This window comes from Psychrobacter sp. 1Y4, assembly GCF_051847555.1.
The window spans coordinates 1-22,664 of sequence record NZ_JBPYDE010000021.1 but is presented as its reverse complement, the minus strand read 5'-3'; the positions used below and the strand labels follow the sequence as shown (position 1 = coordinate 22,664).

The following is a 22,664-nucleotide window of genomic DNA, read 5'->3' as shown; positions in this document are numbered from 1 at the left end:
TGACTCTAAAGCCACTAGAGGGTTCATAATACCATTATTCAAAGGGTAAATTATTATGAAATATCATATTGAAGGTATGGACTGTGCCAGTTGCATCGGCAAGATTGAAACAGCTTTGAAACGTATGCCTGGGGTTTCTGATGTTGAGCTAAATTTTGCTACAGAAACGCTAGAGCTAAGCTTGGCCCCTGATGCGCCGACTCAGGCTAGTGATATTGAAAAAACCATCAAAAGCCTAGGGTTCGGTATATCTGCCAATACTGGTCAACAAACTGTATCGGCTATTGATATTGACAGCGACAATCAGATGGCTCCGCAGGATAAGCGGTGGTGGCAAACTCAAAAAGGCAAACAGGTTGTTGGTCTCGGTATTTTGATGGGCAGCGCTTATGCACTGTCACTACTGTTGCCCGCTTATGGGATATGGGTGTTTGCCATCGCTGTGATTGTAGGCGTTTTTCCATTTGCACGCAAAGCCTTAGCACTGGCTAAAACAGGTTCATTCTTTTCAATTGAAACGCTGATGTCCGTCGCCGTGCTTGGCGCACTTATCATTGGTGAAGCTGAAGAGGCCGCAGCGGTTGTCTTTTTGTTCTCAATCGGTGAACTGTTTGAGAGTATCGCTGCTGATCGCGCTCGCGCTGGCATCAGAGCCTTATCATCGCTGGTTCCGAAAAGTGCGATTTTACTTGATGCTCAAGGTGGGCAGCGTAACGTTCCAGCGACTTCACTACAAGTGAATGACCTTGTGCTGGTGCGTCCTGGAGATAGGGTATCTGCTGATGGTTCCATTGTTCAAGGTGCGTCCAGCCTTGATGATTCGCCCGTGACGGGAGAGTCTGTTCCTGTTGCCAAGACGATGGGTGACAATGTATTTGCAGGGTCAATTAACATCGATGGTGTGCTCCAAGTGCGCGTAGAAAAGACAGCCGCCGATAACACTATTTCGCGCATTATTGATTTGGTAGAGCAAGCGCAAGCTTCCAAAGCACCCACTGCCCGTTTTATTGAGAAATTCAGTCGTTACTATACACCGGCTGTGATGGCTATTGCCGCCCTAATTATCATCGTCCCACCGTTAACCATGGGCGGAGATTGGTCAACTTGGTTATATCGAGGTCTAGCCTTATTATTGATCGCTTGTCCTTGTGCTCTTGTGCTCTCAACACCAGCTGCTATCGCCTCTGGTCTAGCGGTCGGTGCGCGCCGCGGCTTGCTGATCAAGGGCGGTAGTGCTTTAGAAACCATCGGCCAAGTGAAGACAGTCGCTTTTGACAAGACAGGCACTTTAACTGAAGGCAAACCACGCGTGACCGATGTTGTTGACATTACACAAGAGTATTCAAGTGTTCAAGGTCAGGATTCTCAGGATCAGGGTTCTCAAGGTAAAGATAAGGTATTGGCGCTCTTTGCCAGTGTGGAGACAGGTTCTAGTCACCCGCTTGCTGAAGCTATTGTCAGTCATGCCAAAGCCGCCAAAGTTGTCATACCTGTGGCTTCTAAAGCTTCTGCTACTGCGGGTAAAGCGGTACACGCAACTATCGCTGGGCGCGCGCTAGCTATCGGTTCGCCTGTTTATGCCGCAGATGAGGCATCAATTTCAGCCGAGCAACAGGCACAAATCGAGGCGCTGCAAAATGAGGGCAAGACCGTCTCAGTTCTTTTCGATGAGCAAAGTCGAGAAGTGCTTGGATTGGTCGCACTAAGAGACGAGTTACGAGACGACGCTCATGAAGGTGTGGCTCAACTTAAAGCGATGGGTGTGCGCTCCGTCATGCTAACAGGCGACAACCGCTTAACCGCTCAAGCACTTGCCAGTAATTTAGACGTGGAATGGGAAGCTGAGCTGTTGCCTGAGGACAAACTGCGCTTGCTTAACGAGATGAAGAATAACAGAAAAATAGCGATGGTGGGTGATGGTATTAACGATGCGCCAGCACTAGCAACCGCTGATGTTGGCATCGCGATGGGTGGTGGTACCGATGTGGCCATTGAGACGGCCGATATCGCATTATTAAAAAGTCGTGTTACAGACATGGCCCATCTGATTGCACTTTCGCGTGCCACCATGCGCAACATTCATCAGAACGTCATTTTCGCTTTAGGTCTCAAAGGCGTCTTTCTGATCACGACCGTATTCGGCATTACTGGACTATGGATTGCGGTTCTAGCTGATGCTGGAGCAACAGTGCTCGTTACTCTCAATGCGTTACGTTTACTGCGCTTTAAAGGCGCGCCTCCACTGGTAACTCCGCCTAAAGTAGTTAAATAAAACCCTTCGAAATCAATTAAAAACTAGAGATAGCAGCAGATTTCGGGGGTGGGTTCTAATAATAAAAATTCCACCGCTACAGTAAACTGCAACCGCATTAGAGTAAATAAGGTTAGACCGTATGTTGATTACAGAATTGGGCTATTTTGCCTTGCTTACCGCTTTTGTATTGGCGTTATTGCAGGTAATTCTGCCAACTATTGGTGTTATTCGTAACCAAGTTGCTTGGCAACGACTAGCCCCTAGCTTAGCTTGGGCACAGTTTGCCGCCATGATAACGTCATTTGGCGCTTTGATAGCAGGTTTTTATTATAATGATTTTAGCCTCAGTTACGTCGCGCAGCATTCCAATACGCTGTTGCCTTGGTACTATAAGTTATCGGCGACATGGGGCGGACACGAGGGCTCTTTGCTGCTATGGATGACCATCATGGCCACATGGTGTGCACTGGTATCATACTTTAGTCGCGGCTTGCCGTTATCAATGCGTGCGCGGGTATTAGTTATTTTGGCCGGTGTACAGTTAATGATGCTAACAATGCTGATATTTACCTCGTCACCGTTTGAGCGTACCTTACCCAATCTAGCGGTCGATGGCGCTGATTTAAATCCTGTCCTACAAGATTTCGGTCTGATTATTCATCCGCCCATGTTATATATGGGCTATGTGGGTATGGTAGTGCCTTTTGCATTTTGTATGGCGGCATTGTGGGAAGGGCGTTTAGATGCTGCTTGGACACGCTGGTCACGTCCATGGGCGCTGGCGGCTTGGGGATTTTTGACCATTGGTATTGCACTGGGCTCGTGGTGGGCCTACTACGAGCTTGGCTGGGGCGGTTGGTGGTTTTGGGATCCGGTAGAGAACGCCTCGTTTATGCCTTGGCTTGTCGGCTTAGCATTGCTGCATTCATTAGCAGTCACTGAAAAGCGCGGGGTGTTTAAAGCATGGACCATCATGCTGGCTATTTTCGCCTTTGCCTTAAGCTTGCTTGGCACGTTCCTGGTACGCTCTGGAGTCCTTACCTCAGTGCATTCGTTTGCCGCTGATCCGACGCGTGGTTTGGTTATCTTAGCTATTCTTGGCATTATCATCGGTAGTGGTCTATTAATGTTTGCCGTTCGAGGTTGGCGTTTAACCGTTGAAAGTCAATATCAGCTGATTTCACGTGAGTCCTTTTTAGTGATCAACAACGCCATCATTTTGATTGCAACCTTAGTGGTGCTGCTCGGCACCCTTTACCCTATTATCGCTGATGCTTTTGGTTTAGGACAAGTGTCCGTTGGCCCTCCTTATTTTAATGCATTATTTGTACCTTTAACGTGGCTGTTATTAATAGCTATGGGTATGGGCTCAAATATTCGCTGGAAACAAGATAAGCGTCCGTTACTAGGGGTGGGTATCGCCATTGCCGCTAGTAGTATCGTATTGGCTGCTATTATCGCCTACTTTACCAGTCCATCTGCTATGTTCAATATTGGCGTGACTTTAGCGGTGAGCTTTTGGGTACTGCTATGGATGATCGTTGACTTTAGAGACAAAACCAAGAACGCCCCTAATTTCTTTAACGGTTTGCGGCAGTTGCGTCTGAGCTATTGGGGTCAACAGACTGCTCATATTGGCGTATTGGTTGCTGTCATTGGCATAGCCTTTACTAGTAGCCTGAGTATTGAGCGTGACGTAGCAATGGGTATTGGCGATACAGTCAATGTTCAAGGTTACGATTTTGAAGTAACTGAATTTTTTGAAATAAAGGGTAGTAACTTTGATGCAACGCAAGCGCAAGTGGTGGTATCCAAAGACGGTCGTGAAGTGGCGAAACTGACTCCAGAAAAGCGTACTTATATTATCAGCACGATGCCAACAACTGAAGCTGCTATTGACCCCAGTCTTATGCGCGATGTTTATGTCGCACTGGGCGAACCTATTGCCGATGGTAGTAACCAATGGGCATTAAGGATTTATGTAAAACCATTAATTCGCTGGATTTGGTTAGGGGCAATTATCATGGCTCTAGGTGGATTAATTAGCATGCTTGATAAACGATACCGCATCAAAAAAGTTAAAGCTCCATTGCTAGTTACTGGTGATCTGGCTACTGATGGAGTCAATGAGGTAGCTATTGAACAGGCAATCTCAGCATCGACGATGTCGACACTAAAGGAGAAATAAATGACTATGTCGAATAATACTCCTGAGCAAAAAGATAGCCAAAACAGTAAGCAGCGTAACCCAAAGACAATGAAAAAAAAGCAGACGAAGCTATGGTTCTTAATTCCGCTTATCCTCTTTTTTGGTTTGGTAGTTATATTGTACATGCGCTTAGGTAAACCAACAGACATTGTGACCAATACCGCTCTTGAGCGTCCGGTTCCTACCTTTGAGCTGCCGTTATTAGCAGATACTACCCGTACTATCACCAATGATAATTTGCCGGATAAGCCGTTTTTACTTAATGTTTGGGGCTCATGGTGCCCAACTTGCGTTATTGAGCATCCGTTTTTAATGCAACTAGAAGAGCGCGGCGTTGATATCGTTGGTGTGAATTATAAGGATGAGATTGGTAATGCGCTCAGTTACTTAAACCGAGGCGGTGATCCATTTTCTATGTCTATTCAGGATTCATTGGGTCAGTTTGCTCTAGACTTAGGCATAACTGGTGCGCCCGAAACCTTTGTTGTGGATGGAGATGGCATCATTCGTCAGCATATTGTTGGTGAGATTAATGAAGCCAATTGGCAACAGCGTGTTAAGCCGTGCCTGACAGTACTTAATAAGGCTAATAAGAACAACGATAGTCCTGATCTCATTCAGGTTGAGGAGATGTGCAAATGAACGTTACTCGAATAAGAGCTCCTCAACTAAAACCCAATATAGTTTTAAAACTAGCAAGCTTAATACTAGCGTGTCTGCTTAACATGACGGCAAACGCAGCTATTGACGTATACGATTTTGACTCACCACAGCAAGAAGCTCAGTATCGTGGATTAATAGAAGAGTTTCGCTGCCCAAAATGCCAAAATCAAAACCTTGCAGCCTCTGATGCACCGATTGCACAGGATCTAAAGCAAAAAGTCTATGATTTAATTAAAGATAGACGTAGTGATGCTGAAATACGCGTCTATATGCAAGAGCGCTACGGTGACTTTATTAGCTACAAGCCGCCTATGCGACCATCAACATGGATCCTATGGTTTTTTCCACCACTATTATTGCTCGTCTTAATTATTGGTTGGTTTTGGCAAAGTAAGCGTCGCCAAGTTGTTGCCCGTGGTCAAAGCGGCGTCACAGTGAACAGTACTGCTGCCTTGACCTCTACGGAAAAGGCTGAGCTTGATCGTCTATTATCGCAAGCTGAGAGTGTCGACCACGACATTACTAGCCTAGAGGACAAAAAATGACTCTATTTTCTACTTTTGGCTTATTTGTAACTCTAAGCTTGCTGATTGCCCTTATATTTGCGCTGATTGCTATTATGCCATGGCTACGAGCACCGCGTTTGCAGTCCAAACCAATAGACAATCAACTGCTAGATATTAATGTTGCAGTATTTCGCGAACGTTTAGCTGAGCTACAAACAGATAAAGACAGCGGTACTATTAATAATAGCCATTATCAAAATCAAAAGCTGGAACTGGAGCGTCAGCTATTAGATGCGCAGCGTCAGATAACACCTATGGTCACCCCTGATGTCAAAAGCCGTTTAATTGTCGCAGCTTGGATCCCAATATTGGCTGCAATGGCGTATTTACTAATAGGCAATCGTACGCCCGTGTTTGATTTGTGGACAGCTGAGGACAAAGTAGGACAAGTGGCTGACGACCTATTGACAGCTAAAATTGACAAGCCGCCATCATGGGCGTTTGAAGATGGTCGTCAACTGATTAGCGCCATGCAAACCAATGTTCATCGTAATGCTGATGATCCTAATCGCTGGATGCGCCTATCCGAGCTTTTCTTATCTATGGAGGCAACTGATTCTGCGCTGGAAGCCTTATCTCGTGCCTATCGTTTAGCTCCTGAAAATGAAGAAATCGCCACCACTTATGCTCAGACTAGCTTTTTCGTTAATGAAGGTCAGTTAGACGCCAATATTCGCCGTGTATTACAAGCTATATTAGCTAAGAATCCACAGCATGAACGGGCTCAAATGCTCATGGCAATGGGTGAGACTCGTAGTAGTAACTTTGCCCAAGCGCAAGGTTGGATTAAACGCTTACAAGGCAGCATTGTGGCCAAACCAGGTGATCATACTAAAGCTTTAGCAAGCTTAGATGAGTTAAGCAACTACGTTAGCACGCAAGAAAAGCAAGCGCTAGAAGGTATTGACGTGACAGTGAAAATTAACGCTAATTTATTACCGTTAGTGAAAGCTGATGATGTGTTGTTTGTTGCGATACGTGACGTTAAAGGAGGTCCACCGTTTGCCGCCAAACGTTTACCCATTAGTATTATCAAGCAAGGTGAGGCTAGTATCCGCTTAAGCAATCTTGATGCGATGATGCCAGATCGTACGTTAAATTCAGCTCGTAGTGACAAAACTCAGTTAGCAGTCGTTGCTCGTATTAGTCATAGCGGTAATGCCATAGCAGAGTCAGGCGACTTATCGGGTAATCCTATAGTGATTAGCGCTGAACAGACTCAGGTTAATGTTGAAATCAATCAACAGATTCCCTAATAAAAAATTATTACCGTAAGTTTCATAACACCAGAGCGGTAAGTGGAGCCGTTTATAAAAGTGGCGCGATTAATAGTCGTATACCAAAAACATATACGTTTAACATTGTTCATTGTATAAACACAGATAAAGAAAACAACTATGACTGAATCTACCGACAGATTAGATAGTACTAAATTGAATAGCGTTGAATCGGCTAGTACTAATATTGCTGACAATAAAGTACCTATAGCTGTGAGTAGTACTCATCAATCGATTGACTCTAAAACCATGAATCATACGCCTAAAGCTATGTACGTGACTTCAGGCAACTCGATAACACCTAAAGGTAAGTTGGATAAAATGCCAAAAATGGTTGCCAATGGCAGTCGCGCTTTTATCTGGTATTTGTTGGCGATAATGGTGTTAATACTTGATCAATGGACTAAGTGGTTGGCCCAAACCAAATTAGCGTTCAATGACCCCGTACCGGTCATTGAACCATTTCTCAACTGGACACTCGCTTATAACTATGGGGCAGCATTTAGCTTTTTAGCCGACGCTGGCGGTTGGCAGAAATGGTTTTTCTCAGGCTTAGCTTTTGTAATGGCTATCTTTTTAACGATTTATTTAATCAAAGCGCCACGTACAGCCAAGCTATTGTCTATGGGGTTGGCCTTAGTGCTTGGCGGTGCGATTGGCAACTTAATCGATCGTTTAAGAATTGGCAAAGTGGTTGACTTTATCCATGTGCATTATGCTGATGTCTGGAATTATCCTATTTTCAATGTTGCAGATATAGGTGTCTGTGTCGGTGTAGCGTTGATTATAATTGATATGATATTTTTGGAAAGTAAGCGTAATGAATAAACAAGTGAATATTGATCAGTACAAATAAAAAGAACTAGCGTCATAGCTGCTCTATACGGAAAGATACTTTTTATACTCAAGTGTGTTTATAAAAATGCGAACTGGAAGGTGATATATGATTAATACAAATACTCTCTCATTCTATATCCCAAAACCCAATGCATAATTGTATGCGAGTGAACGCAGGATGATTTTGAAGTGGCTAGACGAAGGCGTGACGTGCTAAGTGGTAGATGACAAAAACCAGTACTTCAAAGCTCTGGACAGGGCCATTATTATAAAGACATTGAATACCGCCTAAATTATTTATTGAAATAACAAAAGGATAATATAGTGTCACATGCTCCGCTAACTATCAAACAAATACATAATCTTAGAAAAAAACAAAGTGCCGCATTAAAAAGCCTTACCATTATAGGCTACCTAGAAGGCACCTCTTTCTTATTATTGCTCTGTATCGCCATGCCACTAAAATATATGCTGGACATTCCAGAAGGTGTGAAATACATCGGTATGGCACACGGTATATTGTTTATTACCTATATCATAATACTTATAGGCTCAGCTATCAAAATGAAAATGCCTCTTTGGGCAATACCTGCGGGCGTACTCGGCTCACTCTTACCTTTTGGCCCGTTTATATTCGATCATTTACTAAAAAAGAATTTACAGGAAAGTGTAAGTAAAGAAGCCTAGAACAAGCCCTGCTGCAAATGCTACAAACGTACCTTATTACTCAAGATTATTTTTCCTAACTAAATCACAAGCCGCCATCACTCATCATGGCGACAAATGAATAACATTGAGCAGAAATTAATCACAATAAAATTTTAATTCAGACCCAGTATGAATAATCTAACACTCTAGTCACTTTTCGAACTTATCTTACATACTATCGACAAACCCGTATTGTTTAAAAGCTAAACAGGTTTTGTCATCCGCGATGGATTTCCTATTATCCTAGGGTATACCCTAGCGGAACCGACTTAAAAGCCCCAAAACCCTATTAACAGACCACTCAAAACAGACTGCTATAATGGAACCACTTATATGTGCTAAAAATGAGCTTATAGCATTTGCTCAAAGCATGGGCATAAAGTCGCTGCATTCGATATATAAAATAAATCAGTTGCAACGCTAGTACGTACAAAGTTGATACAGCTGATTACTATCATAGCTAAAAAGGCAAAGTGATACTCAAATACTCAAATACTCAAATACTCAAATACTCAAATACTCAAATACAGGGTTTTTTTGAATCAAGATACATGATTAAAATCTATCAACTTAATGATTATATATTTGATAGCATCGCGTCTATAGAAACGTAAATTAATGTTTAAAATACTTCAGCTATTAACCCTGTTTTAAGACACGATAAACCGTAGCTACCCCAACACCAACCGCCTTAGCGATTTCCTCTTTTGTCATATTATTTTGACTGTCTAATTCTCTAATACGATTGTGTTTTGCTAGATTTGCTTTCTTACCAGTAGGTTTATATCCACTGTTTGCTAATCCCTGCTTGATACGTTCTCTACGCTTATCGTTATCAAGCTTTGCCATCGTTGCTAATAAGTCGATCAGCATATTGTTAATTACCCTAAGGATGTCGCCTGTCATACCCTCGCTAACCGTATGTGTAGTTGGTAGATCAGCCACTACCAATCGCAAACCTTTATCTTTGATGCGCTGCTTTAAGATAGCAAAATCATCCTGAGACAATCTACTCAATCTATCTACACTCTCAACAAGCAATATATCGCCTTGCTCAGCATCATTGAGTAACTTAGTGAGTGCTGGTCTATCTAACTTTGTACCACTGAAATGCTCTACGTACTCAACATGGTTATCATCATAGCTTTGGCTAAAGCTAATCAAGTCAGACAATGCTCTGGTCGCGTCTTGATCCTTAGTGCTGGCTCTCACATAAATACGAACAGTCATAACGCCACCTCTATTATTTAGACTTAATAATTAATGTTCATTGATAATAGCAAGATATTACTATCATTTAATAACATAAAAAAGTCTAATGATAGATAGGTTATCATTTAAAGGTTTTATGTTTTAGGTATAGGTTAATGATAGTGCGTTTGAAGTAGCTTTACTGCGTTAGTCTATTTTACCCAGTCTATTAATTGGTTTTTGGTACCTTTTAGGTAGTTTCGCTAGGGTGTACCCTATAGGTGTTTAAATCCATCTAATTTTATATATACTATTTTTATATTTAAATATTGACTATTGTAATAATACCATACATACTATGGGTCATATGGTGATCAATCAAAAGAGTCTCGGTACTTATAAAAAAAAGGACCTATTATGAATAGTAATGCGTTGAAATATACTAATAAAATCCTTGATGCAAGTGGATTAAGCCAAGATATACAAGGTATGACACCAAAAGAAAGCAAGGCGGCAATGAAGAAGCTAAAAAGACTTCTTAAAGATATTGAGTTTTTAAGAAGAACCGGTGGAATTACTTTGATAGTTGCAGAAGATAGTATTGTAACAACCTATCATAACAACTCTATGAATAGAAAGCTTAGTACGAGTAAAATAAATATTTTTTATTGACTATTATAAAAGTAATGATTTGAATAAATTTTAAAAACTACTAAGGAATATTATTATGAAAGCCACTAAACACTGCCAAGTCCGCCAGAAACAACGCAATATTTCTAGTCCAGTGGTTGCTCTAGCATTAAGCTGTGGAACTAATATAAAGAATTCAGACAAGATTGTTTTAAGGAAAGCCGAAGTAGATGGCCTATATAACAGTCTGCTCGATCTTATGAAGCGACTCGAAAGAGCTTAGCAACCAATGTAGCCACATAGAATATATACAAAACGGTAGTGGTTTCAAATATCTATAATCAATTGTCAGCAATATACAGGTAAAGTTTATGAGTTTAAAAATCGAATTTGATGAAGCGGCTTTTAATAAATTAGAAGACCCAACCACGGCTTTTGATAAGCCAGAATTTAGAAAGTTTAATATGAGATTTAACAATCTCGATTTGTTGATTATTGATGCGATTGCTAAACGCGACGGCGTATCACGTTCACAGATCATTAATGATTTTATTGAAGAGTCCCTGAAAGATTTTTTGAGTCAGTGCTCAAGTGAAGAGGCACTACTCATAACGGAATACGCTGAATTTCTAAGTAAAAATAGTACTAAATCTAATAAAAATTTCTCGTGGCAATTATGGAATATTAGTCGTAGGGGTGTTCATCCAGAGAGTTTGTTGGATAACCAAATGCATGTTTTAAATGAGCACTTTAAATCAGGACAAGCACCGCAGTCCTTGAACAACCTGAAAGAGTTACTTGATAAGAGTAAGGCAAAAATACAACAAAGCTGATTTGATTCGAAAATTAGTAATAAGTAAATATTATCTAAATAACCAGGAAATACTAATGACTTCACTATTTGAAAAATTTAATGAAGCACAAAAAGCCAGTAATGATGAGCACTATTCAACTATCTCAGTAAGAACGCCTTCTGAAATCGCTTCAATGGTAGAAACTGTCAGCACAGTGACCCAGGAAGCTGTCATAAATATGTTCACCAGTAGCTTATCTTCATATTTAGCGAGCTATCTGCTTGAAGATTCCAGAAACATGGACCTCATTAAGCAAGTATTAGACGAACAGTATGATAAGCATGATCATGAAGTAGAAAAGATGGTTTCAGGTAGTTGTATTGAAGTTTTAGAAGACGAAAATATTTTGAAGGTTAGTAATTATTTTGATTATGAGTCACTATTACTTAAATTCAAAGAGAATCCAGAATAGGCAAGTGCAGTTCACAGAATAGATATAGACCATATCCTAAGCTAGCCTGTACTTATTGATGAGGCACAATATATTGAATAATATTCAAGTAATATTAACCGATCTGGATGGCACCTTGATTGATACTGATCAGGCTAACAATTTAGCTTATAGAAAAGCAATTGATTCCTATATGCCATACATGGAAGTTCCTGTAGTAAAAAGAATCACTAAAGAGGTAATTGATAAGTACTGCACCAATGAGGTATTAGCCGAAAAAATCCAAAAAGAGAAGATTGGATATAACTCGCAATTTCTAGACTATACCTACCTTAATAAAGAGCTAATTAATTTCTTAATTAGTAATAAGAACACTACTAAGGTATGTTTAGTAACGAAAGCCTCTCCTGAAAGAGTTATTCAGCTTCTTGATCATCATAACTGCGCTAAATTATTCGATAGAATATTTTTTTGTAAGCATATAGACAATAAGTATCAACATGCACTTAATGAAATCAATATTTTCTCTAAAAAGGTTCTAGTTTTTGAGGATGATTTAAATGAGGTATTCCATGCAAATGAAGCTGGAATACCAGATAAAAATATAACTAAGATTAGCCTATAAGTGAGGATTAAGACGTGAATCAATATACCATCGTAAAAAACGAGTACTTGAGCAAAGATATAAAAGCATTTTATCGTTGTGTATACCAAGGCTACGGTAAGGTTGGTAATCCTGACTATATAAACTATCTGAAAAATACGTTTAATAACGCACCGAGATATAAAATAGAAGCTGCTAAAAATTCAGTTAAATCCAATCTTGCAGATGAATTGTTTAATGTTCTGTCTACAATATCAGATACTGAAGTCGCTATATGCGTAATACCTAGGTCAAAAGCTATCAACACTTATTCTACTCTACAGCTAGGATTTTCTGAATCTATTAAAGAGGTAGTTCCTCGAATACAAGGCTCAGGAAAAAATTTGATAGATGGAACTGGTTATATAGTGCGTCATACTGATACCTGTACCACTCACTTATCTCGTAGCTCAAAAGGTGGTGGAGGTGGTAGTATGCCTTATATCGGTATTACTAAAGATACTTGCACTATTTCAGAGAAAGTGAAAGGTAAACACATATTGTTAATTGACGATATTTATACTAAAAATATTAATGTAGATGAAGATGCTATTCAGTGCCTACTTGACCATGGTGCTAAGGATGTAACTTTCTTTAGTATAGCTCGTACAGCTCATCGGTCGTTTTACAACGGCCGCTAATAATTAAATATCCTTTGCTAAGATTTTTAGCAAATTATTGGTTTAAATGAATATATTAAAGTAGGTTTTTAATGAAAATAACAGATCATGCTCTAAATGTTTTAACAGCTCGCACCTTCAAAGGTATAGGGGAGGCATGGTTAAATAATAATCTTACAACTAGAATTCCTTATGAAGCTATCGTTGAGCTCATTGCGGTAAAGGATGCCAGTGTAACAGAGCAGTCTTTTTTAGAAATGAAAGCTAGGCTTGAACGTTTGGTTGAAAAATTAGGCGATAGTTGTGATGGAGTAGTGGCAATAGGCGATGATAATTACCCCATTCTTCGTCGCGACTTAAAGAAAAAAGGTGATATTCCAAGTTTCCTATTCTATAAAGGCGATTTGCAGTTATTATCCCCTGATAATTATAATATTGCTGTTATTGGTGTGCTCAATCCAGATAAAGAAACTGAGGCTGATGAAAACCAAGTAGTTGAGCAGTTTATTAAAAAACATGATGCGACAATCGTCAGTGGTCTAGCAAATGGTTGTGATAGCATCTCGCATAGAAAGGCACTGGCATTAAATGCTCGAACCGTCGCTATTTTGCCCAGCCCTTTAAATAATATCTTACCGGCTCAGAATATAGGTTTAGCTCGTGAAATTGTTGAAAACCAAGGTCTGCTAATTACTGAATATTTAACGTCACCATCACCTGCTAATTTTAGAGAACAAGCAGGTAGATATGTGAAAAGAGATCGCTTGCAAGCACTTTTTAGTGATTTGGTGGTATTGAGTGCGAGTTATAGTAAAACAAGCCTTGATCCCAATAATCCTAAACCAGACAGTGGTTCCCGTCATGCTATGGAGAAAGCTAAAGAATATGATATTAAGCGGGCTGTAATATATAACGAAGACTATCAGAACAATCCTAAGTACGATTTAAATCGACAAATCATAAAGGAAGATGGTCCACAAGCCATAGTAATTAATCCAAAGGATATAGAGAATTCTTTACCTAGCAACCTGAAAGAATCAAATGGAAGGCTTTCAACACCTGAGCAAGTAGGTCTAGGCTTCTAGTTATTGTCCATATAGGTTGTAATCAACTTATATGGACACTTCTCTCTATTGATCAACGTTCTAATTGACGCATTATGAACACCAATTAAAAATCCCGCACGATTGAATTTTACTATAAAAGAGTTAAGAAACTGGTTTACAGCCCCAAAATCTAAATTAGTTCAGAAAACCTCGATCATAGCTTCCAGAGTATGCGGATTTACCCGCAATTATCTCGTAGCCAATACCTGATGCTACGCCCATAAGTTCTGCGGCGTCTTTCTTATCTTTTACGTTTTGAGTATCAATCCTGTCCTCACCTTTGACTTCCACCATTACATAAGAGCCATCTTGTTTCTTAATCAAGAAGTCAGGGTAATAACTACGTACGCGCTGCGTTTCTGTGTCCACGTAACGAATTACAAAATCACTTTGACCATGCGTTAACATCCCAGTAAACCAAATCTTATCAACTTTTTTATCGTGTAACATATCCCAGAAGAACTGGCGCTCTGGATTTGAATCGAAACAGTAGTTGTCTAGATGGAAACTTTTCCCAGTTAGTTCTGCAATTTCTGAAGATGATTTTCTAATAATCTTATCTTTAGAGGCTGTTACCGGATAATACCCAGGGTCTATAGGTGGCTCTTTCACTAATTCAACTTCAACCTCCTCATCATCACTCTTCCATGTTATATCGTACATCGCTTTGAAAAGTCGCGGAATTACTTGGTCGTACAGTATTTCATTAAACTGATTTACCAACTCTAAGATACCATCAAAGCCTTCTTCTGTAGCTGCGATAATTTTTTCAACTGCCAAACAAGGCTTATTAATATATCGAGCGATATCAGCAACTAATGATAGTTTGGTAAAAGTACGCTGCTCTTTTAGGAAAGAAAGATCTTGTCTAGGACGCTTTTTCACAGTTCCAATATCATCAGGCATCAATAGCCCTTGCTGAGTTTCATGGATAAGTCGATAGTCATCAAGAACAACCTCATCAAGCCCTAGTTTATAGCCATTTTCTAAATCTTCTTTTTCAATCAACTTAAATTGACGACGCTCTCGTTTGATAAGCACTTTGATACTTGGTTGCTCAACTCTTACATGTACCGTTTCTTTGCTTGGATCAGGCTCTTTGAGCTCATCTGTTGAGATACGGAAGTTCGCTTGAAGCTCCTTGTCCAAAAGTGCCATGTTCTCTTTAGTAAGATAAATATGGCCAATATGCTGTCTGTCACCTATGGCACGTAAACAACGCATAGTCGCTTGAAGTATGAACACCTTAGATTTTGGCTCACGATAAAGCGCAACTGAAAACAGAGAACGACAGTTCCAACCTTCTCGGCCTTTATTCACGAGTAAGATGAACTGTTTTTCTGAGTTCGGGCTATCTAAGCGGTTAAATTCGCGGATATCGTCGTCGGTGGTATATTTTGGATCACCGACGTTAATCAAAATACGGTCAGAAGAGATACCGTGCTTCGCTAGTACTTTCTCTACAGCTGGCCGAATTTCAGTCGTCAGCTCCTCAATAGTCGTACCAAAAATTGCCATCTTTGGCAGTATATTCTCAGGGCGTCCAATCTCATCAGCATTTGCTAAGAAATCATTGATGGCTATCTCTAAGAACTCCTCGTGGCGCGTATTGCTATAGCCATTAAGCTTAACTTGCTTCAAGTAATTGTTATCAATCGCCTTGCGCAGCCCATAGGCATAAACCACTTCTGGTAAAACATCTTTACCTACATAAGGTGTACCGGTGTAGTTATAACAACCCACCACTCGAGTTCCAGCTTGTTTCAAATTTAGCGCCAGCTCATCAATGGTTTTACGCAATGAGTTCGCCGTATTATCGGCTTTTATACCCATATCTTTGGCAAGTTTTGCACCAAATGCGTGGTGGGCTTCGTCAACAAAGATACCTAATTGAGGAAGCCGCTTAATTTTCTCGAAACGCTGGTTAGTCACAAGGTCTGCTTCATCTTGAGGCGCGGCAGCGATAGAATCGTCGTCTAGACCAAGCATAGCCATCGCTTCATCTTCTACATCGCCCAGGCCTTGATACATGGCTTTGCTGGAGCTGAAGAGCTTATCAGCCGTCGATTTACCTTTGCTATCGCGACGTAAGATGATTTTCTGGCTATTCGATACGATAATATTGAACTTAGAGCCGTCCATGGTGTTGAGCGAGACGCCAGCATCTTCAAGATAGTGGAACTTGAATTCCGCGACAATTGGCATGTACTCCGGCGGCACAACTTTAGAATGATCGAAGGATTCAATTTCTCGCAAAGACTGCAATACCGTTTTATCTGGAGCGAAAATCAGTGCGTTTTGAATAAAACGCTCATCTTTACCTTTTTTGTTACCGGCTAAGAAATCATAGAAGATACAAGTGGCCATGAGGATGGTTTTTCCGGTACCCATGGTCAGGGCGAAAATATAGTTAGGGTAAAGGCGGCCGCCGTTGCTGGCTTTCATCTTTCTGAAAATGCCTTTGTAGTCTTTTTCAGACATCTCCCAGAACATATCCCCTTGCATGATCTGGCCATCTATAGTGCTGATACCAGATACGCGCTCTGCAAATTTACCTTGGTTGGTATACCAATCTTCAAACAGTTGGAAGACGGGTTTGTTATCTAAAAACTCCTTTAGGAATACATAGATTTCTAGAGCTTCAAACTGAGGCACACGTAAAAAGCTACCTGGGCGCGATGGCTCGTTGAAGTCTAAGAAGGCTTTACTTAGGCGAGTGTAATTTTTACGTATGGTGCCACGATGAATTTTATAGAATTCATGCAAGTGTACGTAAAACGAGTTATTTAACTCGAAGTTGTCTTGGGCATTCTTAGCCATGAACGATCACCTCTTCGTAAGACTCTGAAAGTAAGTCAGTGATTTTCACTTTGATGTTGCTAGCCCCTTCTGGGATATCATATTCACCAACGACGAACTCATCTTTAGATGGGATATCGATTACTACGGGCTCCATCACCGCGCCATCGAAGTTCCAGTCGATCATTATGGACTCGACCATCTCACGCCACTCTTCCACATCGTCTTTTTGTTGGCTAAGTTTTTGAAGCAAGTTACGTGGATAGAAGGCTTCAATGATCAATTTATTGTCTTCAATCTTAATGGCTGCTTCTGAATCGTATTTGAACATCAGGTCAGATTTGTCGCGAAGAATATCGACTACTTTTACCTTAAGTTTATAGCCCGATTCATTCTCTAGCGTGGCACCTAAGCTTGGTTCATGCCCCATACATACCAGCATGATTTCTTCTACTGGTTGATTCGGGTTGGCTTCTTTACGCGATTCAAATTGCTTGTAAGGAAAGTTTGCGATTAACTCATTCAAATCTTCTTTAGTCGCAATGCGGTTAACCGGCATTATTTTGACTTTATAGCCGTCTTTTTCACCGTCGTAGACTGAAGTTGCATCGAGCTTTTGAATTTCTAATGCTTCGATTAGTAACTCTTTTGCCTCAACTGGATTTCGGAAAACTTCATAATTATTGACGTTATATACTTCAAAATTTGCATTTGTGCTTGCTAAACGCTTTGTCGTTGTTTGAATTGCACCTAGATTGATATCAGCACCAATAAAACGACGATTCAATTTGTTAGCTACTGCTTGTGTCGTTCCTGACCCCATAAAGCAGTCAAATACAATATCTCCTTTTTCAGTTGTCATTGAAATAATTCGTTCCAGAAGTGCACTTGGTTTCTGGGTTGGATACCCTGTTAAATCTTTTGATTGTGAGTTTTCACCATAAATATCTGTCCAAATATCATCTACTATCATTCCTTTAGCTTCATCAAGATAGTGTTTAACACGAAAACCGCCAGTACTTGTAATATAGATCCGACCTTCTGTCCTCCATCTATCAATAGTCTCTTGAGGGGTGGCTGAACCTACTTTTTCATCCTTAAATTTACGACCATTCTCATCAACTTTGCTAAATCTTTCTTTAATATATTCATCTGAGTATGGTTTATAGATAGGAAAATATTTATAGTTCTCTGACTTAGAAAAATATAAAATATCAGCATGGCTTTTTCCTAGACTTGTTTTGCCTTTAAATCCACTTGCTGTCATGCTTCGCCAACAAATATTAGCTCTAAAACTATCTACACCAAATATCTCATCCATCATCAATCGCAAGTGACTAGACTTTCTATAGTCGCAATGAAGGAAAATACTTCCGTTTGGAGACAGTAACTCTTTCATCAAAGTTAATCTCTCATACATGAACTGTAAAAACTCATCATTTGACCATATATCTGTATATTGTTTTTCTTCAAAAGATCCCGAGTCGTTTTTAACAGATTTAGATTTTACTTTTACTGTCTTTTTATAGTCTGCCTTCGAATCAAACGGGGGGTCGATGTAAATCAAATCTACTTTGCCACGAAATTCTTTCAACAAATGACTCATCACCTGAAGATTATCACCCCAGAAAATTTTATTAATCCAACCTGAGTCATCTTCTTGGCCATAGACTTCTTTGAGCTGAGCGGGGAAGTATTGCGTTGAACGGAAAGGGCGTTTGCCTTGCCATCTAAGTTCTGGGTAGCCTTTAATTGGCTCTTCAAATTCGTAGTGTTCTACATTGATCTGATCGTTTGACATGATTTATTCTCTTAATTTTCGTATTACTTAGCTAAAGCTAAGCACAAAATGTCCAATTCTTACGGTCGCAATAGGCGCGCGCGCTGCAATCCACACATGTTTTATCTGGTCGCGCTTTCAGCGAAAAGTCTTTGCTTTCAATTCTATCAACAATACTATCAAACTGTTGAATAGTATGACCGATTGCTGAGGTGCTGTTATTAAAGCTAATGGTCGGCAAGCCTGTTGTTTCACCAGTAAAATATAAGTGCATCTTACTGACTTTGTAATCGCTGTTTGCTTCCACCAAATGCGCATAAATTTCTAACTGACGCTGATGATGTAAGATGCGCTCCCTGTCTTTTTCAATATCTGGCTTACGCTCTGATTTGAAATCAACGATCTCAACGCTATTGCCTTCCCCTTTAATCAAATCTACGTTACCCCTTAACACATAACGTTCTTTGACTAACGAGATATCAAATTCGGTTTCTTGTATATCTGACCAATCATTACCCTTTCGCTCAACATAACGCATCACATGTTTTAGTGCCGCGCCTAATGTCGACTCCCCTAAATACATACGTTCACGATTGGCTAAGTTCTGGTAGTTACTTAAAAGCCAGCTTTCAATATTATCTCTCGTTAGCAGCTCAGTTTCGCCACGAATTACCGACTTATGGACATCTTCTAGAGTCTCATGGATTAAAGTACCAAATAGCATCGGGCTTGCTTTTACGGGTTGGAATTCGAGCTCTTTGAATAATCGATATTGCTCTGCGCAGGTCTCGAATAAGGTAATGTGAGAGGTAAAGGCATACTCATGCTTGATGTTCACATCTTTTACTTGCTCAAATTCTATTTCAGCAAGCGTGTGCTTTACATCACGCCAATAAGGAAGCTTGGTGGTGTAGTCGGTGAAATGCTTGGAAGGCGTTCTGCCATGTCCTGATTTTTCTTGCCCAGTTAGAACTAACAAGTTTTGTGGCCTTGAAAAAGCGGTATAGAACAAACGCCAAAAATCGAAATACTTAGTGTCATCTAATGGCTCAAAAGGGGGCTTGGCCATGTATTGATGTTCAATAATTTCATCAAGATCGGTGTATTGTTTACGCGGAACACCCTCAAGTGAACCAACAAAAACTATCGGAAACTCTAACCCTTTGGACTGGTGAATAGTTAAAAAGGACACGCACCCTGATGGTGCATATTCGGACATATCTTCGTATTCGTCTATCCCACCTTCAAATAAAAACTTTAAGAAATTATCAAATAAAGAAGTTAGGTTAGAAAGTAAATACTTAGGGTTCAGAATACTTATTCGATGCAAATATTCAAACTTACCAAGCATTCGACTGAGTTGAGCGAGGTTACGCTGAGCGCGTTCGTTACCGTTGTGCTGCTCAAGATAATTTGAGAATAACGGAAACTGCAATAACTCATAAAATAGACTGAGAAAAGCTGAATCAGTATTCTTGGTTAGCCCTATGTGTGCTTTCGCTTTCTGCTGACACCATTTAAGTAAGTCTGCTTGTTCTGGTTCTTTTAGCTTCGCCATAAACGGTGCTAAGCAATGATTGGTATAGTAGTCCCATATCGGAAGCCTACGTCCATCTGCTATTTTTTTCTTGCGCTCAACCATCACCATAGGAAAAATAAAATTAAACACACCTAACATGTAACGGATTTCTTCACGCTCGAAAAACAGATTAGCACGCGGAGAGTAAACTGGAATGCCTTTTTCTTCTAAGGACTGAGCAAGCGCTCGAACCTTATCTGATTTAACAGAACGAAATAGAAATGCCGCTTGGTTCCAGTCCGTCAGTTTACCGTTTTGTTTTAGATGAATGAGCATTTGATAGACATCTTCATGCCAATCATCACCTTCTGGTGTAATCGCGCTGACGACCGTAGGCCCTGTCTTAAATTCACCCTCACGCGGGCGTATTGTTTTAGCATAACGATAATTCACACCTTCACGTATCCAAGGTTTATCTCCCATATAGGAGTCATAAAACCTAACAATATCAGGGTGCGAACGATAATTAACCGATAGCTTTACTTGTTGACACTCATTTGGAGCAAACTGAGCAGGAAATTCTAGGATATTACGCACACTTGCACCGCGGAAGCGGTAGAGAGCCTGGTCGTCATCTCCAACTACACATAAATTACGCTTGGAGCCCATTAATAGCTGCAGTAAGTGCTCTTGAATGGTGTTAGTATCTTGATATTCATCGACCATCAAATAAGTAATCTTGTTGGTCAATTCTTCTAGAATATACGGATGCTGCTGCAGAAGCACGAGTGTTTCAAGTTGAATACAAGAAAAATCTAAAGCATTCTCGCTCAATAAAAGTCCATGATAAACCTTGTAGGCCTCGCCAAGCGCAGAGATCGCTTCATCTGGTGAAGCAACCAGTTTGTCGATATCAAGAACCTCTTCTGACGCCTTATTCAACCACCCAAGTAGATTTTCAGACTTTGCCCACGCAGGGATCTTGTGTTCGCCTTGAATATGCTCTATGCCATCAATATCTTTAAAATCGCGTAGTCTTTGATATAAAAAATACTGTTGGTCGAACTGATCCATAAGCACGAAACTGCGCTTGAGTCGCGTGAAATCGCGATACTCTTCGAGAATGCGCAAGCATATCGAATGAAATGTCCCCAAATACATCTCGTTCACATTGAACAAAGACCCTAGTTCTAACAAGCGATTAGAAATACGCGTCTTCAGCTCTTGCGCCGCTTTTTCTGTGAAGGTAACAACAAGCAACTCTTCTGGTTTTGCACTATGTACATGAATAAGGTTCATGATGCGCTCAACTAGTGTATAAGTTTTTCCAGATCCTGGACCTGCAATTATTAGTAGCGGCCCTTGGTGATGCTCAACGGCTTTTTTCTGTGATGAATGAACGTTAAACATTTCCACCTTCAGCTATATAATTAAGCCAACGCATTAATAATCAGCACGCTGGCGTATGGTTAGGCCAATTTTTTAGGCAAATAAGGCGCTAGATACGTATAGGTTAACAGTAACAGACCAACGATAAAAATACTCATCACTAGTCTGTCAATATGAAAAAATACTGGCTGAATAGATGTTGTAAAAAAATCAGCCCTACAATCCTATAACTGACAACTGATATAGCTTTTCCATGTCTAATTTTTATCGCTCAACCAACTTTTCCTCAATCATTTCAGTCAACAGCTCAGTAACCGTTTTTCGGCTTTCAAGCGCGTACCGTTTGAGCGCAATGTGTTTATCTTCATCTAGATTAAAATTTACGCGTACCGTCTTTTTGGGACTGTCCGTCACATCCGACAGAACTAACTGATCCTTAACATTCTTACTAGGGCGACCTGCTGATAAACTCATGACTTACTCCTCATCAAAAAATGTTTGAATCTCACTGACCAATGCGGTTATCTCTTGTATCGCATTGCTATTAGGCGATTCAGTATCAAATACTGTCTTACCAAGGGCAGCACTATTAGGATAAGCAACTCGCTGTATCACTCTGGTTTCTAATACTGGAAGATTATAATCAAGCAGCGCGGTTGCAACCTCTTTACCAATATTGGTATTTTGAATGGCGCGTGAGACGACAAAGGCTGCCTTTAGTTGGCCATCCATCATCTCAATACGCTGCTGCACTAAATCAACCAAATCGCTGGTCGCCCAGATATCATAGGGGCTCGGCTGCACCGGAATCAATATAAAATCAGCCGCTTTTATAGCAGAAATAGCCAGACTAGTAGCTTGCGGCGATCCATCGATCACCACATAATCCTTATCAGAGACGCTTTTTAAATCTTTATCAAGTGTTGGTCTATCAAGCCCGATCACTGGTACCGGATTGTCTTCATCAACCGCTCTCCAGTCACGCGCACTGCCCTGCTGATCGCTATCTACTAGCAGAACACTATGGCCTTTCAGCTGTAAGCCACGAGCCAGATGCGTTGCGATGGTAGTCTTGCCGCTGCCACCCTTTTGATTTAATACCGCGATTACCTTCATAAATACAGATCCCTGTAGCATGCATTGAGTATATAAGTATATAAGTATATAAGTATATAAGTATATAAGTATATAAGTATATAAGTATATAAGTATATAAGTATATAAGTAT

The 22,664-nt window shown here is 40.4% G+C and carries 20 protein-coding genes; 14 read left to right on the top strand and 6 right to left on the bottom strand.

The genetic code is table 11. The annotated features are described in order from the left end of the window. Nucleotides 1–55 precede the first annotated feature (55 nt). The 7 genes from ACS8FC_RS13285 to ACS8FC_RS13255 all read left to right on the top strand — a co-directional run bounded on the left by ACS8FC_RS13285 (nt 56) and on the right by ACS8FC_RS13255 (nt 8,493). On the top strand, nt 56–2,272 hold the full coding sequence (locus tag ACS8FC_RS13285) for a heavy metal translocating P-type ATPase (RefSeq protein ID WP_439297131.1): 2,217 nt from the start codon (nt 56–58) through the stop codon (nt 2,270–2,272). A gap of 121 nt (nt 2,273–2,393) precedes the next feature. Further along, the gene (locus tag ACS8FC_RS13280; RefSeq protein WP_439297130.1) at nt 2,394–4,442 is read left to right on the top strand and encodes a heme lyase CcmF/NrfE family subunit; all 2,049 of its coding nucleotides are present in this window, start codon (nt 2,394–2,396) and stop codon (nt 4,440–4,442) included. Next, entirely contained in the window at nt 4,443–5,105 is a 663-nt protein-coding gene (locus ACS8FC_RS13275; protein WP_011513682.1) for a DsbE family thiol:disulfide interchange protein, read from the top strand. A gap of 83 nt (nt 5,106–5,188) precedes the next feature. Next, entirely contained in the window at nt 5,189–5,671 is a 483-nt protein-coding gene (locus tag ACS8FC_RS13270) for a cytochrome c-type biogenesis protein (RefSeq protein ID WP_020443538.1), read from the top strand. Then, nucleotides 5,668–6,948 (top strand): c-type cytochrome biogenesis protein CcmI, encoded by a 1,281-nt coding sequence (gene ccmI / locus ACS8FC_RS13265; protein WP_101211261.1) that lies wholly within the window; start codon nt 5,668–5,670, stop codon nt 6,946–6,948. The genes ACS8FC_RS13270 and ccmI overlap by 4 nt, the downstream gene beginning before the upstream one ends. A 141-nt stretch (nt 6,949–7,089) precedes the next feature. After that, nucleotides 7,090–7,797 carry a signal peptidase II gene (lspA, locus tag ACS8FC_RS13260; protein WP_037026031.1) on the top strand — a complete coding sequence of 236 codons (708 nt, stop codon included), beginning with the start codon at nt 7,090–7,092 and terminating at the stop codon, nt 7,795–7,797. A gap of 333 nt (nt 7,798–8,130) precedes the next feature. Beyond that, on the top strand, nt 8,131–8,493 hold the full coding sequence (locus ACS8FC_RS13255; RefSeq protein ID WP_439297129.1) for a DUF3817 domain-containing protein: 363 nt from the start codon (nt 8,131–8,133) through the stop codon (nt 8,491–8,493). 660 nt (nt 8,494–9,153) lie between these two features. On the opposite strand, the gene ACS8FC_RS13250 is transcribed toward ACS8FC_RS13255, so the two are convergent. Next, complete coding sequence (locus ACS8FC_RS13250; RefSeq protein WP_025643766.1) at nt 9,154–9,744, bottom strand: recombinase family protein; 591 nt, start codon at nt 9,742–9,744, stop codon at nt 9,154–9,156. A gap of 378 nt (nt 9,745–10,122) precedes the next feature. On the opposite strand from ACS8FC_RS13250, the gene ACS8FC_RS13245 reads away from it, so the two are divergent. From ACS8FC_RS13245 to ACS8FC_RS13215, 7 genes are all read left to right on the top strand, one after another. Continuing rightward, nucleotides 10,123–10,377, top strand: coding sequence for a hypothetical protein (locus ACS8FC_RS13245; protein WP_439297128.1), 255 nt, complete (start codon nt 10,123–10,125; stop codon nt 10,375–10,377). A 55-nt stretch (nt 10,378–10,432) separates the two neighbouring features. Next, nucleotides 10,433–10,618: a hypothetical protein gene (locus ACS8FC_RS13240; RefSeq protein WP_413521114.1), complete on the top strand. Its 186-nt coding sequence runs from the start codon at nt 10,433–10,435 to the stop codon at nt 10,616–10,618. Between the two features lie 88 nt (nt 10,619–10,706). Beyond that, nucleotides 10,707–11,168, top strand: coding sequence for a hypothetical protein (locus tag ACS8FC_RS13235; RefSeq protein WP_439297127.1), 462 nt, complete (start codon nt 10,707–10,709; stop codon nt 11,166–11,168). Between the two features lie 55 nt (nt 11,169–11,223). Beyond that, nucleotides 11,224–11,601, top strand: coding sequence for a hypothetical protein (locus ACS8FC_RS13230; RefSeq protein ID WP_413521112.1), 378 nt, complete (start codon nt 11,224–11,226; stop codon nt 11,599–11,601). A gap of 73 nt (nt 11,602–11,674) precedes the next feature. Next, nucleotides 11,675–12,205, top strand: coding sequence for an HAD hydrolase-like protein (locus ACS8FC_RS13225; RefSeq protein ID WP_439297126.1), 531 nt, complete (start codon nt 11,675–11,677; stop codon nt 12,203–12,205). 14 nt (nt 12,206–12,219) lie between these two features. After that, nucleotides 12,220–12,864, top strand: a complete 645-nt coding sequence (locus ACS8FC_RS13220; protein ID WP_413521110.1) for an amidophosphoribosyltransferase — start codon at nt 12,220–12,222, stop codon at nt 12,862–12,864. 71 nt (nt 12,865–12,935) lie between these two features. Continuing rightward, entirely contained in the window at nt 12,936–13,928 is a 993-nt protein-coding gene (locus ACS8FC_RS13215; RefSeq protein ID WP_439297125.1) for a DNA-processing protein DprA, read from the top strand. Between the two features lie 156 nt (nt 13,929–14,084). Here the strand turns inward: ACS8FC_RS13215 and ACS8FC_RS13210 are convergent, their stop codons facing one another. From ACS8FC_RS13210 to parA, 5 genes are all read right to left on the bottom strand, one after another. Beyond that, on the bottom strand, nt 14,085–16,769 hold the full coding sequence (locus tag ACS8FC_RS13210; protein ID WP_439297124.1) for a DEAD/DEAH box helicase: 2,685 nt from the start codon (nt 16,767–16,769) through the stop codon (nt 14,085–14,087). Then, nucleotides 16,762–18,549, bottom strand: coding sequence for a site-specific DNA-methyltransferase (locus ACS8FC_RS13205; RefSeq protein ID WP_439297123.1), 1,788 nt, complete (start codon nt 18,547–18,549; stop codon nt 16,762–16,764). The genes ACS8FC_RS13210 and ACS8FC_RS13205 overlap by 8 nt, the downstream gene beginning before the upstream one ends. Nucleotides 18,550–18,586: 37 nt before the next feature. After that, nucleotides 18,587–21,457, bottom strand: a complete 2,871-nt coding sequence (locus tag ACS8FC_RS13200) for an ATP-dependent helicase (RefSeq protein WP_439297122.1) — start codon at nt 21,455–21,457, stop codon at nt 18,587–18,589. Between the two features lie 243 nt (nt 21,458–21,700). Further along, on the bottom strand, nt 21,701–21,910 hold the full coding sequence (locus ACS8FC_RS13195; RefSeq protein WP_439297121.1) for a plasmid partition protein ParG: 210 nt from the start codon (nt 21,908–21,910) through the stop codon (nt 21,701–21,703). Between the two features lie 3 nt (nt 21,911–21,913). Continuing rightward, the gene (parA, locus tag ACS8FC_RS13190; RefSeq protein WP_439297120.1) at nt 21,914–22,552 is read right to left on the bottom strand and encodes a ParA family partition ATPase; all 639 of its coding nucleotides are present in this window, start codon (nt 22,550–22,552) and stop codon (nt 21,914–21,916) included. Nucleotides 22,553–22,664: the final 112 nt, after the last annotated feature.

Excerpts from the sequence above, each read along its gene's own strand:
- ACS8FC_RS13240 (WP_413521114.1), top strand. The coding sequence starts at position 10,433 with ATGAAAGCCACTAAACACTGCCAAGTCCGCCAGAAACAACGCAATATT.
- ACS8FC_RS13275 (WP_011513682.1), top strand. The coding sequence starts at position 4,443 with ATGACTATGTCGAATAATACTCCTGAGCAAAAAGATAGCCAAAACAGT.
- ACS8FC_RS13235 (WP_439297127.1), top strand. The coding sequence starts at position 10,707 with ATGAGTTTAAAAATCGAATTTGATGAAGCGGCTTTTAATAAATTAGAA.
- ACS8FC_RS13200 (WP_439297122.1), bottom strand. The coding sequence starts at position 21,457 with ATGTTTAACGTTCATTCATCACAGAAAAAAGCCGTTGAGCATCACCAA.
- ACS8FC_RS13285 (WP_439297131.1), top strand. The coding sequence starts at position 56 with ATGAAATATCATATTGAAGGTATGGACTGTGCCAGTTGCATCGGCAAG.
- ACS8FC_RS13215 (WP_439297125.1), top strand. The coding sequence starts at position 12,936 with ATGAAAATAACAGATCATGCTCTAAATGTTTTAACAGCTCGCACCTTC.
- ACS8FC_RS13205 (WP_439297123.1), bottom strand. The coding sequence starts at position 18,549 with ATGTCAAACGATCAGATCAATGTAGAACACTACGAATTTGAAGAGCCA.
- ACS8FC_RS13270 (WP_020443538.1), top strand. The coding sequence starts at position 5,189 with ATGACGGCAAACGCAGCTATTGACGTATACGATTTTGACTCACCACAG.
- parA (WP_439297120.1), bottom strand. The coding sequence starts at position 22,552 with ATGAAGGTAATCGCGGTATTAAATCAAAAGGGTGGCAGCGGCAAGACT.
- ACS8FC_RS13250 (WP_025643766.1), bottom strand. The coding sequence starts at position 9,744 with ATGACTGTTCGTATTTATGTGAGAGCCAGCACTAAGGATCAAGACGCG.
- ACS8FC_RS13210 (WP_439297124.1), bottom strand. The coding sequence starts at position 16,769 with ATGGCTAAGAATGCCCAAGACAACTTCGAGTTAAATAACTCGTTTTAC.
- ACS8FC_RS13230 (WP_413521112.1), top strand. The coding sequence starts at position 11,224 with ATGACTTCACTATTTGAAAAATTTAATGAAGCACAAAAAGCCAGTAAT.
- ACS8FC_RS13280 (WP_439297130.1), top strand. The coding sequence starts at position 2,394 with ATGTTGATTACAGAATTGGGCTATTTTGCCTTGCTTACCGCTTTTGTA.
- ACS8FC_RS13245 (WP_439297128.1), top strand. The coding sequence starts at position 10,123 with ATGAATAGTAATGCGTTGAAATATACTAATAAAATCCTTGATGCAAGT.
- lspA (WP_037026031.1), top strand. The coding sequence starts at position 7,090 with ATGACTGAATCTACCGACAGATTAGATAGTACTAAATTGAATAGCGTT.
- ccmI (WP_101211261.1), top strand. The coding sequence starts at position 5,668 with ATGACTCTATTTTCTACTTTTGGCTTATTTGTAACTCTAAGCTTGCTG.
- ACS8FC_RS13195 (WP_439297121.1), bottom strand. The coding sequence starts at position 21,910 with ATGAGTTTATCAGCAGGTCGCCCTAGTAAGAATGTTAAGGATCAGTTA.